General features: G+C 68.5%; 12 protein-coding genes. 1 reads left to right on the plus strand and 11 read right to left on the minus strand.

What is annotated here, in order from left to right:
* The first annotated feature begins 146 nt into the window (after positions 1 to 146).
* Positions 147 to 1,655: a cardiolipin synthase gene (gene cls / locus ACZY0R_RS32955; RefSeq protein WP_488864403.1), complete on the plus strand. Its 1,509-nt coding sequence runs from the start codon at positions 147 to 149 to the stop codon at positions 1,653 to 1,655.
* Between the two features lie 74 nt (positions 1,656 to 1,729).
* On the opposite strand, the gene hutG is transcribed toward cls, so the two are convergent.
* The 11 genes from hutG to ACZY0R_RS33010 form a co-directional block, all read right to left on the minus strand.
* A complete protein-coding gene (gene hutG / locus ACZY0R_RS32960; protein WP_488864405.1) occupies positions 1,730 to 2,542 on the minus strand; it encodes an N-formylglutamate deformylase in 813 nt (270 codons plus the stop codon).
* 103 nt (positions 2,543 to 2,645) lie between these two features.
* The gene (locus ACZY0R_RS32965) at positions 2,646 to 4,046 is read right to left on the minus strand and encodes a formimidoylglutamate deiminase (protein WP_488864407.1); all 1,401 of its coding nucleotides are present in this window, start codon (positions 4,044 to 4,046) and stop codon (positions 2,646 to 2,648) included.
* On the minus strand, positions 4,043 to 5,317 hold the full coding sequence (hutI, locus tag ACZY0R_RS32970; protein WP_488864409.1) for an imidazolonepropionase: 1,275 nt from the start codon (positions 5,315 to 5,317) through the stop codon (positions 4,043 to 4,045). The genes ACZY0R_RS32965 and hutI overlap by 4 nt, the downstream gene beginning before the upstream one ends.
* Positions 5,317 to 5,940 (minus strand): HutD/Ves family protein, encoded by a 624-nt coding sequence (locus ACZY0R_RS32975; protein WP_488864411.1) that lies wholly within the window; start codon positions 5,938 to 5,940, stop codon positions 5,317 to 5,319. The genes hutI and ACZY0R_RS32975 overlap by 1 nt, the downstream gene beginning before the upstream one ends.
* Positions 5,937 to 7,658, minus strand: a complete 1,722-nt coding sequence (hutU, locus tag ACZY0R_RS32980; RefSeq protein WP_488864413.1) for a urocanate hydratase — start codon at positions 7,656 to 7,658, stop codon at positions 5,937 to 5,939. The genes ACZY0R_RS32975 and hutU overlap by 4 nt, the downstream gene beginning before the upstream one ends.
* Positions 7,659 to 7,720: 62 nt before the next feature.
* A complete protein-coding gene (hutH, locus tag ACZY0R_RS32985; RefSeq protein WP_488864415.1) occupies positions 7,721 to 9,301 on the minus strand; it encodes a histidine ammonia-lyase in 1,581 nt (526 codons plus the stop codon).
* 76 nt (positions 9,302 to 9,377) lie between these two features.
* Positions 9,378 to 10,142 (minus strand): histidine utilization transcriptional repressor HutC, encoded by a 765-nt coding sequence (gene hutC, locus ACZY0R_RS32990; RefSeq protein WP_045237655.1) that lies wholly within the window; start codon positions 10,140 to 10,142, stop codon positions 9,378 to 9,380.
* Between the two features lie 14 nt (positions 10,143 to 10,156).
* On the minus strand, positions 10,157 to 10,936 hold the full coding sequence (locus ACZY0R_RS32995; RefSeq protein WP_045237654.1) for an ABC transporter ATP-binding protein: 780 nt from the start codon (positions 10,934 to 10,936) through the stop codon (positions 10,157 to 10,159).
* Positions 10,933 to 11,805: an ABC transporter permease gene (locus ACZY0R_RS33000; protein ID WP_488864418.1), complete on the minus strand. Its 873-nt coding sequence runs from the start codon at positions 11,803 to 11,805 to the stop codon at positions 10,933 to 10,935. The genes ACZY0R_RS32995 and ACZY0R_RS33000 overlap by 4 nt, the downstream gene beginning before the upstream one ends.
* Positions 11,806 to 11,818: 13 nt before the next feature.
* Positions 11,819 to 12,787 (minus strand): ABC transporter substrate-binding protein, encoded by a 969-nt coding sequence (locus ACZY0R_RS33005; protein ID WP_045237652.1) that lies wholly within the window; start codon positions 12,785 to 12,787, stop codon positions 11,819 to 11,821.
* Positions 12,788 to 13,257: 470 nt separating this feature from the next.
* On the minus strand, positions 13,258 to 14,238 hold the full coding sequence (locus ACZY0R_RS33010; protein ID WP_488864420.1) for an NAD-dependent epimerase/dehydratase family protein: 981 nt from the start codon (positions 14,236 to 14,238) through the stop codon (positions 13,258 to 13,260).
* Positions 14,239 to 14,243: the final 5 nt, after the last annotated feature.

Below are 14,243 nucleotides of genomic sequence, written 5' to 3' on the forward strand. Positions count from 1 at the left end.
CACGTTGGCGCGGGCCGGTGCCGGCGTTGTCCGGCATCGGCCCGCGGCGTCTTGAACACGGACCGGCATGCCGCCGGCATCGATGCGCCGCATGGCTCTGGTATCGTGGGCGGTCCACAATCCGCCGTCCGCCGCCACCGAGCCGCATGCCTGCTTCCTTGCCCGCCACCTTCCTCCCCACTGCCTGGTTCGACTGGCTGCCGGGCGCCATGCCGGCAGACCTGTCGTGGTGGTGGCCGTCGGTCTTCATGCTGGCCGAATGGGCGATCCGCCTGGCCATGCTGGTCTATGTGCCGCAACGCCGCGCCCCGGCGGCGGCACGCACCTGGCTGCTGCTGATTTTCTTCCTGCCGTGGCTGGGATTGTTGCTCTACGCGCTGTTCGGCCGCATCTACTATCCCAAGTCCCGCCGCATCAAACTGGCGCGCATCAACCTGGGCATCGCGAGCGTGCGGGACCGGGTGGCGCGCTTCGCCCCCCTGCAGCCGCTGCCTGCCACGGTTGCCGCCGGTGCGGCCGGCCTGATCGAGCGGCTCGGCTCCCACTCGCCGATGCGAGGCAATGCCGTGGCGCTGCTCGATGACTACGACGCCACGGTAGCCGCGATGATTGCCGATATCGACGGCGCCCGGCGCCATGTCCACCTGCTGGTGTACATCTACGCCGCCGACGCCACCGGGCGCGCCTTTACCGACGCCCTGCTGCGGGCGAGCGCGCGGGGCGTGCGCTGCAGTTTGCTGGTGGACGCGCTGGGCGCCCGCGCCGGCTGGCGCGCGTTTGCGCACACGCTGCGCGAGGCAGGCGTGGAGGTGGTGCAGGCCCTGCCGATGCGCTCGCTGATGGCCGTGCTCAAGGGCAAGAGCGCACGCTTCGACCTACGCAATCACCGCAAGATCATGGTGGTGGACGGCAGCATCGGCTACATCGGCTCACAGAACGTGATCGATGCCGAGTCGATGCCCGGCCTGCCCAATGAAGAACTGGTGGCACGCGTGACGGGGCCGGTGGTCTCGGAACTGCAAGCGGTATTCCTGGCCGACCGCTACCTGGAAACTGGCGACAGCAACTTTGGCATCGACAGCTTCCCGCCGATGGAAGAGCAAGGCCCGCACGTCGCGCAGATGCTGCCCAGCGGCCCCGGCTACGGTACGCAGAACGCGCAGATGGCGCTGATCAGCATGATCCACCACGCGCGCAGCGAGGTGGTCATCACCACGCCCTACTTCGTGCCCGACGAAGCCTTCCTGCAGGCGCTGCAACTGGCCTGCTACCGCGGCGTTGACGTACACCTGGTGTTGTCGCAGCGGATCGACCAGCGCTTCACGCAGGCCGCGCAGGAAGCCTACTTCGGCGTACTGCTGGACGCGGGCGTGCAGATCCACCTGTACCGGCCGGCCTTCCTGCATGCCAAGCATGTGACCATCGACGACGAGGTGGCGATGGTGGGATCGACCAATATGGATATCCGCTCCTTCGCGCTCAACGCGGAGGCCGCGCTGGTGATCTACGACCGCGAGGTGGTGGGGCGCATGCGGGAGATCCAGCGGCGCTACCTGGCCAGCAGCGAGCCGGTGGTGCGCGCCGTGTGGCAGCAGCGGCCGCTGCATACGCGCACCTGGCAGAACCTTTGCCGGCTGGCGGATTCGCTGTTGTAGGTACGCGGATGTGAAAACGCGATCCGTGGCGCTGTTGGCGCCGCGGATCGCGTCAGGAACTCCGCGCGGCTGGCTTAGCGTGCTTCCACGTAGCCCAGTACGGTTTCCAGCATTGTCTTCAGCGTGGGCTGGATGCGCGTGGCCCGTGCCTCGTCGTAGCCGAAGGGATAGGTCTCGCTCATGTAGGCCGACTGCGTCAGCTCAAGCTGCACGGCCTGCACGCCCTGTGCCGGCGCGCCGTACTGGCGCGTGATGTAGCCGCCCTTGAAACGCCCGTTGAGCACCGAGGTATAGCCTGGCAAGGCGCTGGCGATGTCCAGCAGCTGGTTGGCCAGCTCGGCGTCGCAGCTCGCGCCGTTGGCCGTGCCGAGGTTGAAATCGGTCAGCTTGCCTTCGAAGAAGCGCGGCAGCACCGAGCGGATCGAATGCGCATCCCACAGCGCCGCGGTGCCGTGCGCGGCGCGCAGGCGGGCCAGTTCTCCGGCCAGTGCGTCGTGGTACGGGCGCCAGATGGCGTCGCGGCGGGCGGCGATCTCGTCGTCGGCAGGCAGGCTGCCGTCGGCGTAGACCGGCGTCTTGTCGAAGGTATCGACCGGGCACAGGCCGGTAGTGTCCTGGCCCGGATACAGGTTGGCGTTATCGGGCGGGCGGTTAAGGTCCACCACGTAGCGCGAGTGCGTGGCCACCAGGATGGAGGCGCCGAGTTCGCGCGCGAAATCGTAGAGGCGTTCCAGGTGCCAGTCGGTATCGGGCACGGTGCGCGCCTCGGCGGTCAGCCGGTCGGACACGGAGGCCGGCAGGTGGGTGCCTACGTGCGGCATCGACACCAGCAGCGGGCGCGTGCCGCGATGCAGGGTGAAAGCGGGGATATCGGTCGAGAAAGACATGTTTTTTGGTTTGCAGCGTAAAGGTGCAGGAGCAGATGCAGTTGCGCATCGGCGCGGCCTGAAGCTTGTATCGTCAGGCATCAGGCCGCGTCTAACGCCGGGTTCAGTCGGTCAGCAGGCTTGCGCGCGCCGCGGCGAAGCCCTTGCCGGCCTGGGCCTGCAAGGCGTGCGCGCCATGCTGCACGCGCGTCCGGCCCGCCGTGCGGACTTCCGCTAGTGTCTCATGTCCGTGGTTGGTGAACACATGCACCGCCAGCGCCTGGCTGCCGGACAAGCCGGCCAGCGCCGGATGCGCGCCGTCGAGCACCACGAAATCCGCCTGCTGTCCGGGCGCCAGCGCGCCGATGGGCCGGCCCGAGGCGCGCGCACCGCCGGCGGCGGCGTCGAGGTAGAGACGATCGGCCACCTGCTTGTGCGCGTCCGACGCCAGCACATTGCGTTTTTGCAGCGCGAGGCGCTGGCCGTACTCGAACAGCCGCAGTTCCTCCGCCACGCTCACGCTGGCATGGCTGTCCGAGCCGATGCCCCAGACGCCGCCCTGCCCCAGGTAGGGCGCGGCATCGAACACGCCGTCGCCAAGGTTGGCCTCGGTGGTGGGACAGATGCCGGCCACCGCGCCGCTGTGCGCGAGGCGCCGCCGCTCGTCCCAGTCCAGGTGGGTGGCGTGCACCAGGCACCAGCGCGCGTCCACCTCGGCGTGGTCGAGCAGCCACGCTACCGGGCGCGTGCCCGTGAGCGTGATGCACTCGTCCACTTCGCGCTGCTGCTCGGCGATATGGATATGCACGGGCGCCTGCGCATCCAGCGCGTGCAGGCCTGCCACGGCATCGGCAAGGCTTTGCGGCGGCACCGCGCGCAGCGAGTGCGGCGCCAGCCCGAGCCGCGCCTGGCCGTGGCACTGCGGGGCCAGGCGGCCGAGCAAGGCGAGCATGGCGTCGGTTTCGTGCAGGAAACGGCGCTGCTCGGCGAGCGCGGGCTTGCCGCCGAAGCCGGCGGTCTGGTACAGCACCGGCAGCAGCGTGATGCCGATGCCGGCGTTTTGCGCGGCCCGCAGCAGGCGCAGCGACATCTCGGCGGGATCGGCGTAGGGCTTGCCGTCCGGGTCGTGGTGCACGTAGTGGAATTCGCACACACTGGTGTATCCGGCGCGCAGCATCTCGATATAGAGCTGCGTGGCGATGGCTTCGAGCGTATCGGGCGAGAGCCGCAGCGCAAAGCGGTACATCAGCTTGCGCCAGCTCCAGAAAGAGTCGCTCTCCTGGCCATCCGCCAGCGTCTCGCTGCGGTATTCGGTCAGGCCGGCAAAGCCGCGCTGGAAGGCATGCGAATGCAGGTTGGGCATGCCCGGCAGCAGGGGACCGGCGGCGCGCGGCACATCCGCCGCCGGCACCGCGCCGGCCTGCACCGTGGTAAAGGCGCCGGCATCGTCCCAGGCCAGCAGGACATCGCTGGCCCAGCCCGTGGGCAGCAAGGCCTGCGCGGCAAACAGGCTGCCGGCGCTCATGGCTGCGCTCCTTGCGCCGGCGCGGCAGCGGGATAGACCTTGCCCTGCCGCACCACGGCGGCGGCCGGGTTACGGCCGAACCAGTAAGCCAGTTCCGCCGGCGAGTCGACTTGCCACAGGACGAAATCGGCCGCGCGTCCGGCAGCCAGCAAGCCGTGGCGGTCCGCCGCGCCCAGCGCGCGCGCGGCGTGCGTGGTGACGCCCGCCAGGACTTCGGGCACGGTCAGCCTGAAGAGGGTGCACGCCATATTCATCATCAGCAGCAGAGAAGTGACGGGCGAGGTACCGGGATTGTGATCGGTGGAAATGGCCATCGGCACGCCATGCCGGCGCAGCAATCCGATCGGCGGCAGCGTGGTGTCACGCAGGAAATAATAGGCGCCCGGCAGCAGGACCGCCACCGTGCCGGACTCGGCCATCGCCATCACGCCAGCTTCGTCGAGATGCTCCAGGTGATCGGCCGACAGCGCATGGTGGCGCGCTGCCAGCGCACTGCCCCCCAGGTTGCTGAGTTGCTCGGCGTGCAGCTTGACTCGCAGGCCAAGGCGCTCGGCCGCCTGGAAGACGCGCTCGGTCTGCGCCAGGCTGAAGCCGACGGATTCGCAGAAGGCATCGACGGCATCGACCAGGCCTTCCTCGGCCAGCGCGGGCATCATGGTGTCGCATACCAGCGCGATGTAGTCGTCGGCGCGGCCCGCGTATTCCGGCGGCAGCGCGTGCGCGCCGAGGAACGTGGTGTGCACCGTTACGCCGAAGGCTTCGGCGAGGCGGCGTGCCACGCGCAACTGCTTGCGCTCGCTGGCCATGTCAAGGCCATAGCCGGACTTGATCTCCAGCGTGGTCACGCCCTCGGCCAGCAGCGGCGCGAGGCGCGCGGCGGCCAGCGCGAACAACGTGTCCTCGTCGGCGGCGCGCGTGGCGCGCACGGTGGACACGATGCCGCCGCCGGCGCGGGCGATTTCTTCGTAGCCGGCGCCAGCCAGGCGCATGGCGAATTCATCGGCGCGCTGGCCGCCGTACACCAGGTGGGTGTGGCAGTCGACCAGGCCCGGCGTGATCCACGCATTGCCCGCATCGAGGCGCGGCAGCGCGGCGTAGTCCCGCGGCAGTTCGGTCAACGGGCCCAGCCAGGCAATGCGGCCTTGCTGCACGACCAGTGCCGCGTCGCGGATCGCCCTGGCGGGATCGCCGTCGGGCAGCAGGTGGCAGCGATGCCAGACGCCGTCGGCGGACGAAGGGGAAGCGGCGGCCTGCGCCGGGGTCAGGTTCATTACAGGTTCTCCATTTCCAGGGTGACGCACAGGCAGAGCGCGGGCTCGGACATCGCCTGCAGGCGATACGGCGCCGCCACGCCTTCGGCGAACAACATGCCGTCGTCGCTCGCCAGCACGGCCTGCCCGCCTTGGCCGGCGGTGCCGTGGCGCCATGCACCCTCAATGACAAACAGCAGCACGACATGCGCGCCGGGGGGAATCGTGAATTCGCGGCGCGCCGCTACGATGCTCGCGCGGCAGGCGCCGCGCCGCGTCATCACATTGAAGTCGCGCGTGGCGCCATCCAGCAGTGTCGCCTGCACGCCGCGCTCGCCGGCAAAGGCGAACGGCTCGCCCACGGTATCCAGGCGATGGTCGAAGCTGCCATCGTCCGCCAGCAAGCGAACGCCCGCGCCGTCGAGCAGCGCGATCTGGCGGTCGATGCCGGGGAAGGCGGAAAACGGGCCATCGGCGGCGATGTCGGCCACGCTCACGCGCCACTGGAAGGCGTCCATGCCGGCGCCCGGCGGCCACGCCGCGATCTCGCGCGTGACGCCGCCGCCGTTTTTCCAGGGCTGCGCAGGCAGGGCGCCGAGCGAGAAGTGCTGCAGGCCGCGCAGGCCTTCCATTGCGTCGCTCATGCCCCTGCCGCCTGTGGCACCATCGGCAGGTTCAGGCCCTTCTCGTGCGCGCATTCGATGGCGCTTTCGTAGCCGGCATCGGCATGGCGCATCACGCCGGTGGCCGGGTCGTTCCAAAGCACGCGTTCGATACGTTTCGCCGCGGCGTCGGTGCCATCGCAGACGATCACCACACCGGAATGCTGCGAGAAGCCCATGCCCACGCCGCCGCCGTGATGCAGGCTGACCCAGGTGGCGCCGCCCGCCGTGTTGAGCAGCGCGTTGAGCAGCGGCCAGTCGGACACAGCATCGGAGCCGTCGCGCATGGCTTCGGTCTCGCGGTTGGGGCTGGCGACCGAGCCGCAGTCAAGGTGGTCGCGGCCGATCACCACGGGCGCCTTCAGCTCGCCGTTCTTCACCATCTCGTTGAAGGCCAGGCCGGCGCGGTGGCGCTCGTCCAGCCCCACCCAGCAGATGCGCGCGGGCAGGCCCTGGAAGGCGATGCGGTCGCGCGCCATGTCGAGCCAGCGGTGCAGGTGATGGTCCTCGGGGAACAGCTCCTTCATCTTGGCATCGGTCTTGTAGATGTCCTCGGGGTCGCCCGACAGCGCGACCCAACGGAACGGGCCTTTGCCGCGGCAGAACAGCGGGCGGATATACGCGGGCACAAACCCCGGGAAATCGAAGGCATTGGCCACGCCTTCGTCAAAGGCGACCTGACGGATGTTATTTCCGTAGTCCAGCGTGGGCACGCCCATCTGCTGGAAGGCCAGCATGGCCTGCACGTGCTTGACGATGGAGGTCCTGGCCGCTGCCTCGACCGACTTCGGATCGGCCGTGCGCGCGGCTTCCCACTGCGCCACGGTCCAGCCCGCCGGCAGGTAGCCGTTGACCAGGTCGTGCGCCGAGGTCTGGTCCGTGACGATGTCCGGGCGCATGCCGCCGGCCTGCGCGCGCTTCACCAGTTCCGGCATGATCTCGGCGGCGTTGCCGAGCAGCCCGACCGAGATGGCCTGCTTGTTGCGCGTGGCCTCTTCAATCATGGCCAGGGCTTCGTCGATGGTGGTCGCCTTCTTGTCGACGTAGCGCGTGCGCAGGCGGAAGTCGATGCGCGACTCCTGGCATTCGATCGCCAGCACGCAAGCGCCGGCCAGCACGCCGGCCAGCGTCTGCGCGCCGCCCATGCCGCCCAAGCCGGCGGTGAGGATCCATTTGCCGGAGAGATCGTTGTTGTAGTGCTGGCGGCCGGCTTCGACGAAGGTCTCGAAGGTGCCCTGCACGATGCCTTGCGTGCCGATATAGATCCACGAGCCGGCGGTCATCTGGCCGTACATCATCAGGCCGGCGCGATCCAGCTCATTGAACTTGTCCCAGGTGGCCCAGTGCGGCACCAGGTTGGAGTTGGCGATCAGCACGCGCGGCGCGTCCGCGTGGGTGCGGAACACGCCCACCGGCTTGCCCGACTGGACCAGCAGCGATTCCTCTTCACCCAGGTTGCGCAGGCTGTCGAGGATGGCGTCGAAGCATTCCCAGTTGCGCGCCGCCTTGCCGATGCCGCCGTACACCACGAGGTCCTGCGGGCGCTCGGCCACGTCGGGATCGAGGTTGTTCTGGATCATGCGGTAGGCGGCTTCGATCAGCCAGTTCTTGCAGTGCAGCTCGGTGCCGCGCGGCGCGCGGATTTCGCGCCGGCCGCGCAGGGGTGCCGCTTTGGTGAATTGGTGTTCGTTGGCGTTCATGTGGGGTTCTCCTGCGTGTTCAGTTCAGCGGTTCGGCCTGCGTTTGGGACTTTGCGCGCGCATCAAGCCACGCCGGCCTGCGACGGCAGCACCTGGCGCACCGACTCGGGCCAGCCAGCACCCGCGTCGCCTTGCTTCACCCACTGCTTCATCGCCTCGATATCCGGCGCGAAGTAGCGGTCGCCTTCCACGAAGGCCACGCGCTCGCGAATGCGCGCGATCTCGATCTCGATCAGCGGCGAGGATTCCAGCGGGCGATGGAACTCGATGCCCTGCGCGGCGGCCATGGCTTCGATGCCGACCACCACGGCGGTGTTCTCCGCCATATCGCCCAGGCGGCGCGCGCCGTAGGTGGCCATCGACACATGGTCCTCCTGGTTGGCGGAAGTCGGCAAGCTGTCCACGCTGGCAGGGTGTGCCAGCGACTTGTTCTCGGACGCCAGCGCGGCGGCGGTGACCTGCGCGATCATGAAGCCGGAATTGAGACCGCCGTCGCGCACCAGGAACGGCGGCAGCCCGGACAGGCCGGAATCGAGCAGCAGCGCGAGGCGGCGCTCGGAGATCGCGCCGATCTCGGCGATGGCAAGCGCGATGATGTCGGCGGCGAAGGCCACCGGCTCGGCGTGGAAGTTGCCGCCCGAGATCACGTCGCCTTGCTCCGGGAACACCAGCGGATTGTCCGACGCGGCATTGGCCTCGATCTGCAGCACGCGCGCGGCATGTTGCAGGTTGTCCAGGCAGGCGCCCATCACCTGCGGCTGGCAGCGGATGGAATACGGGTCCTGCACGCGGCCGCAGGTCACATGCGAATCCACGATCTTGCTGCCGTCGAGCAGCGCGCGCACGGCGCCGGCCACGGCGATCTGCCCGGCCTGGCCGCGCGCGGCGTGGATGCGGGCGTCGAACGGCTTGACCGAGCCCTTGATGGCTTCCAGCGACAACGCGCCCGCCACCAGTCCCGCGGCGAAGATGTCCTCGGCGGCGAACAGGCCGACCAGCGCCAGCGCGGTGGAAACCTGGGTGCCGTTGAGCAGCGCCAGCCCTTCCTTGGGGCCGAGCGTGAACGGTGCCAGCCCGGCATGGGCCAGGCCTTCGGCAGCCGGGCGGCGCACGCCGTCGATCATCACATCGCCCACGCCGATCAGCGTGCACGACATATGCGCCAGCGGCGCGAGATCGCCCGACGCGCCCACCGAGCCTTTGGCGGGAATGCAGGGCGTGACGCCGGAGTTGGCCAGCGCCAGCAGTGCCTCGATGATCTCGGGGCGGATGCCCGAGTGGCCGCGCGCCAGGCTCACGGCCTTGATCGCCAGGATCAGGCGCACGGTGTCGCTGTCCAGGTCGGCGCCGGTGCCCACGCTGTGCGACAGCACCAGGTTGCGCTGCAACTCGGCCAGCTTGTCGTGCGGGATGCGCGTCTGGGCCAGCTTGCCGAAACCGGTGTTGATGCCGTAGACCACGGCATCGGCGTCGATGATGTCCTGCACGGTAGCCTGGGACGCGCGCACGCCGGGCCAGGCGGATTCGTCCATCGCCAGGCGCACTTCGCCGCGATGGATGCGGCGCAGGTCGGCCAGGGTGACGGAGCCGGGCTGCAAGGTCAGCAGCGGGCGGGAGGCTTGGGTGGCTTGGGTGGCGCTCATTTGTATGTCCCTGTCTATACAGCTAGCTTCGTGAGTTGGCTGTTGGATCTGAAAAATCAACGGCGGACGGCTGGGCTTAGCCGAAGGCCGGGTTGCCATCGGCGCGGAATCGGCTGCCGAGGCGGTAACGGTTGCCGGGGTGCAGGCAACGTACAAAGGTAACGGGCGTGCCGCCGGTCCAGGTGCGGCGGGTCAGCAACAGGCACGGCTGGCTGCCGGGCATTTCCAGTTGCGCGGCCTGCTCGGGCGTGGCGGCGATCGCGTCGACCACGTGCTCGATCTGGTCGTAAGGTACATGGCGCAGCAGGTATTCGCCGGGCTTCACCGCGACGAAATCCTGGTTGATAAAGTCCGGCGCCACGCGCGGGTTGACATAGCGGTCTTCCAGTTGCACCGGCACGCCGTCCTCGCGGTGCACGCACACCGAGTGGAACACCGACTCGCCGGTGCGCAGGTCCAGCGCGGCGGCCACTTCGATAGAGGCCGCCACGCGTTCCACCACCATGACGTCGCAGGCGTAGTCGTGGCCACGCATGCGGATCTCGTCCTGCAGGTTGACCACGCTGAGCAGCGTCGACTGCGGCTTGTGCTCGGCCACGAACGTGCCCACGCCGGCGACCCGGACCACCCTGCCCTGCTCGGCCAGCTCGCGCAGCGCGCGGTTCACCGTCATGCGCGACACGCCGAAGCGGGTCACCAGTTCCTGCTCGGACGGCACGCGGTCGCCCGGCTGCCACGCGCGGCTCTGGATATTGCGCGCGATGTACTCCTTCACCTGCTGGTAAAGCGCGGCGGGAGTGGCATCGGGAACACCCCGGCGGTTGGCGGTGGCAGCTTTCATGGCTTGGTTTGAACTCAGTGCTCGGCGGAGGCCATGGCCTCGGCGCGAATTTCCTCGGTCAGTACCGCCTTGAGTTCCGAGAACTCCGGCGAGGTCTTGATCGTGTAATGGCGCGGATGCGGGAAGTCCACATCGATGGTGCGCTTGATGCGGCCGGGCCGCGCCGAGAACACCGCCACGCGGTTGGCCATGAAGATGGCCTCGTCGATATCGTGCGTGACGAACAGCACCGTCTTGCGGGAGGCTTCCCAGATGCCCAGCAGCAGTTCCTGCATCAGCACGCGGGTCTGGTTGTCGAGCGCGCCGAACGGCTCGTCCAGCAGCAGGATCTTGGGGTCGTTGGCAAGCGCCCGGGCAATGGCAGTGCGCTGCTGCATGCCACCCGAGAGCTGCTTGGGGAAATGGTGCTCGAAGCCGCGCAGGCCCACGCGCTGGATAAAGAAATCGCTGCGCTCGCGCTGCTCCGCCTCGCTCATGCCGCGCTCGCGCAGGCCGAAGCGTACGTTCTGCTCGATGGTCAGCCATGGGAACAGCGTGTACGACTGGAACACCATACCGCGCTCCGCGCCGGGGCCGGTAACTTCCTGGCCGTCCAGCAGCACCCGCCCGGTGGTGGGCGTATCCAGCCCGGCGACGATGCGCAGCAGCGTGGACTTGCCGCAGCCCGAGGGACCGAGGATGGTGACGAAGTCGTTGTCCGCCACCTCGAAATCGGTGGGCTGCAAGGCCAGGGTCTGGCCGCCGCGCGGATTGACGAAGGTACGGGAGACCTGCTGGATGGACAGCGCGCTCATTTGATCGAACTCCACGGGAACAGGCGCTGGTTGGCCAGCTTGAAAGCCAGGTCGGAGACCAGGCCGATACAGCCGATCACGATGATGCCGAAGATGATCTGCCCGGTGTTGAGCAGCGCCTGGCTGTCGGTGATCATGTGGCCGATGCCGGAGGACGAACCGATCAGCTCGGCCACGATGACATAGGTCCAGGCCCAGCCCAGCACCAGGCGCAGGATCTCGGCGATCTCCGGCGCGGCGCCGGGAATCAGCACGCGCCGCACGATGCCGCTGCTGTTGGCGCCCAGCGTGTAGGCCGCCTCCACCAGGTCGCGCCGCGCGCCGCCCACCGTCACCGCCACCATCAGCACGATCTGGAAGAAGGAGCCGATAAAGATCACCAGCACCTTCTGCGCCTCGCCGATGCCGGCCCACAGGATCAGCAACGGGATGAAGGCCGAGGCCGGCAGGTAGCGGCAAAACGAGACGAAGGGCTCGAAGAACGCCTCCGCCGCCTTGTACGCGCCCATGAAGATGCCCAGCGGCACAGCCAGCGCGGCGGCCAGCACGAAGCCGCCCAGCACGCGCCACACGGTCATGCCGATGTCGCCGATAAAGTTGTACTCGGTGAACAGCAGCACGCCTTCGCGCGCCATGGTCATCGGATCGGCCAGGAAGGTGCGCGGCACCATGCCGCCGAGAGTCACCGCCGCCCACACGCCGAAGAAGAGCACGAAGAACCCCAGCCCCAGCACCCAGCGCGCCTGCTGCGAGACCGGTGTCAGCGGCGCGAGCCACGGATGGCGGCGCGCGGCCGCCGGACTCGCCGCGGCGTGAGCGGGCTTTGTAGCTGGATTCCCTGCGGGCGAACCAATGTGAACCTGCGTCATGGCACCAACCTCGTTACTTGATAAAGCGCGCGTCATACAGGGCCGTAACGTCCGGCACCTGGCGGATCACGCCGATTTCCAGCAGCACCTGCGCCGCTTCCTTGCTGAAGCTGGCCAGCTCGCCGCCGAAGAACTTGCGGTTGGCTTCGCGATCCTGCCAGCGCAGGTAGGCGGACGACTTGGCGAACTGCTCGCCGCTTTGCTTGACCGCCGCGCCCATGATGTCGTTGGCCTTGGCCGGGTCCTGCTTGATCATGTCGAGCGCTTCGAAGTAGCTGTCCACCAGCGCTTGCGCGGCCTTGGGATTGTCCTTGAGCCACTTGGGCGCGCAGCCCAGGGTGTCCATCACCATCGGGTAGTCGAGCGTGGTGGCGAGGATCTTGCCCTTGTCCGGGTTCTGGCGCACGGACGACAGGTACGGCTCATACGTCATCGCGGCATCGTTCTGGCCGGAGATAAAGGCCTGCGCGGCCGCCTGCGGCGACAGCGTGGTGGTCTTGACGTCCTTCAGGGTCATGCCGTTCTTCTTGAGCATCCAGGCCAGGCCGAAGTACGGCGCGGTGCCCGGCGCATCCACGCCGACGGTCTTGCCCTTGAGGTCGGCGAAGCCCTTGACGTCGCCGCGCACGGCCAGGCCGTCGGCACCGTAGGACTTGTCCAGCTGCACGATCTGGGTGATGGGCACGCCGTTGGCGTTCCAGGCCACGTGGGTCTCGACCGTGGTGGCCGCGCACTGGATCGCGCCGGAGGCGAGCGCCAGGTGACGGTCCTTCTGCGGAATCATCTTGATGTCGACGTCGACACCGTGCTTCTTGAAGATGCCGGCCTTGTCGGCCAGCGTCAGCGGCGCGAAACCAGTCCACCCGCTCATGCCCAGCGTGACCTGGGTGGCTTGCGCCTGGGCGGCGCCGGCGGCACCCAGCGTGGCGACTGCTGCAACGGCGGCGGCTAGCGACTTACCGCTACGGATACGAAATCCCATCTTCCTGGCTCCTTTGGTGTGATGCGAACGGGGCCGCGCCGGCATTGGCGGCGGCCGGATCGCCCGGCTCGGGCGGCGCCGTACTTGCGGCACCGGTCATTTGCCAGGCAATTTAGCAACCCTGTATATACAAGTCAATGCAGTAGTTAACCCGAGGCGGCAGGCGGAATTGGCGTTGCCGGCACTTGATGCGCGGCAGGCCGCGCATCGGCCACACACCTAGGGAAAACACTACTCCGCGTCATGCGCCGGGCGCACTCTCGCAGGGCGCAAGTACCTGGATAAGGCACACCGGGCGCACCAAAGCGGTGTCTTTCCGTCAACGGGACATCACTTGCTGTCTATACAGGATCGAGCGGCAACCTCTATGCAAACGACGTGCCACAGTGGCTTCGAAGGCAACGTCCGCGGAAGTGCCGGAGGCATCGCACCGGACGGAGAGACGCGCGGGGCCGCAGCCCCGGCTTCGTTCAGGCGTCGAAGAACGACGCCACGGTGGGATAACGCAGGCGCAGGCGCAGCTCGCGTTTGAGGCGGGCATTTTCCAGCCGCCGCGATTCGCTCATGAAGCTGAGCAAGGTGGGCTCCACCGCCTCGCGCAACTGCGCGCGGCTCAGGCGCGGCGGGCGCGGCAGGCCCCGGCGGTCGGCCACCAGGTCGAAATAGTCAGCCATACGCATCTCGGAATCGTCGCTGGCGTGCACCACCCGCTGGGGCCGGCCGCGGAACAGCGCCGCCACCATGGTGCGAGCCAGGTCGAAGGCATGGATGTGGTTGGTATAGACATCGTCCTGCGGCGCCAGCGCCGGCGTGCCTTTGGTCAGGCGGGCCAGCGGCAGCCTGTCCTCGGCATAGATGCCGGGGATGCGCACGATCGAGCTGCGCCAGCCGGCGTGGCGGCCGAAGTCCCGCACGGCGCGCTCGGCCGCCACGCGGCGCCGCGCGCGCGCGGTTTGCGGGCGCACCGGGTGCGATTCCGCCAGCCGGGCCCCGCCGCGGTCGCCGTACACGCCGGAGGTGCTGGCGTAGACAAAGGCAGGCCGCGCTGGGCTTGCCGCGGCCCCCCTGCCGCCCCGCTCGGGTAGAATGTCGGGCTTGGCAGACCATCCGCCAGCCCGCGCGGGAGACCGCCGCCAGGCACCCCGCCGCAATGCGCGCAACAGCGCCAGCGTGCGCGGATCGCCCTCGCCGCGTGCGGGTGGCGGCGCCAGGTGGAGCACCTTGTCGGCCAGGCCGGCAAGGCGCGCAAGCGTGGCGGGCCGGTCCAGGTCGGCTACCAGCGGCACCGCGCCGTCGTCCCGCAATACAGTGCGGCGGGACGGCTGCGAAGTGACGGCAAAGACGCGCCAGCGCGTCGACAGAATACGCAGGCAACGTGTGCCCACATCCCCACAGCCGACGATGAGAAGGCGCGGGCGACCCAGGCGGCGTCGCGACAGATTTTTGCTCATAGAGT

This window comes from Cupriavidus sp. F041 (assembly GCF_057814235.1).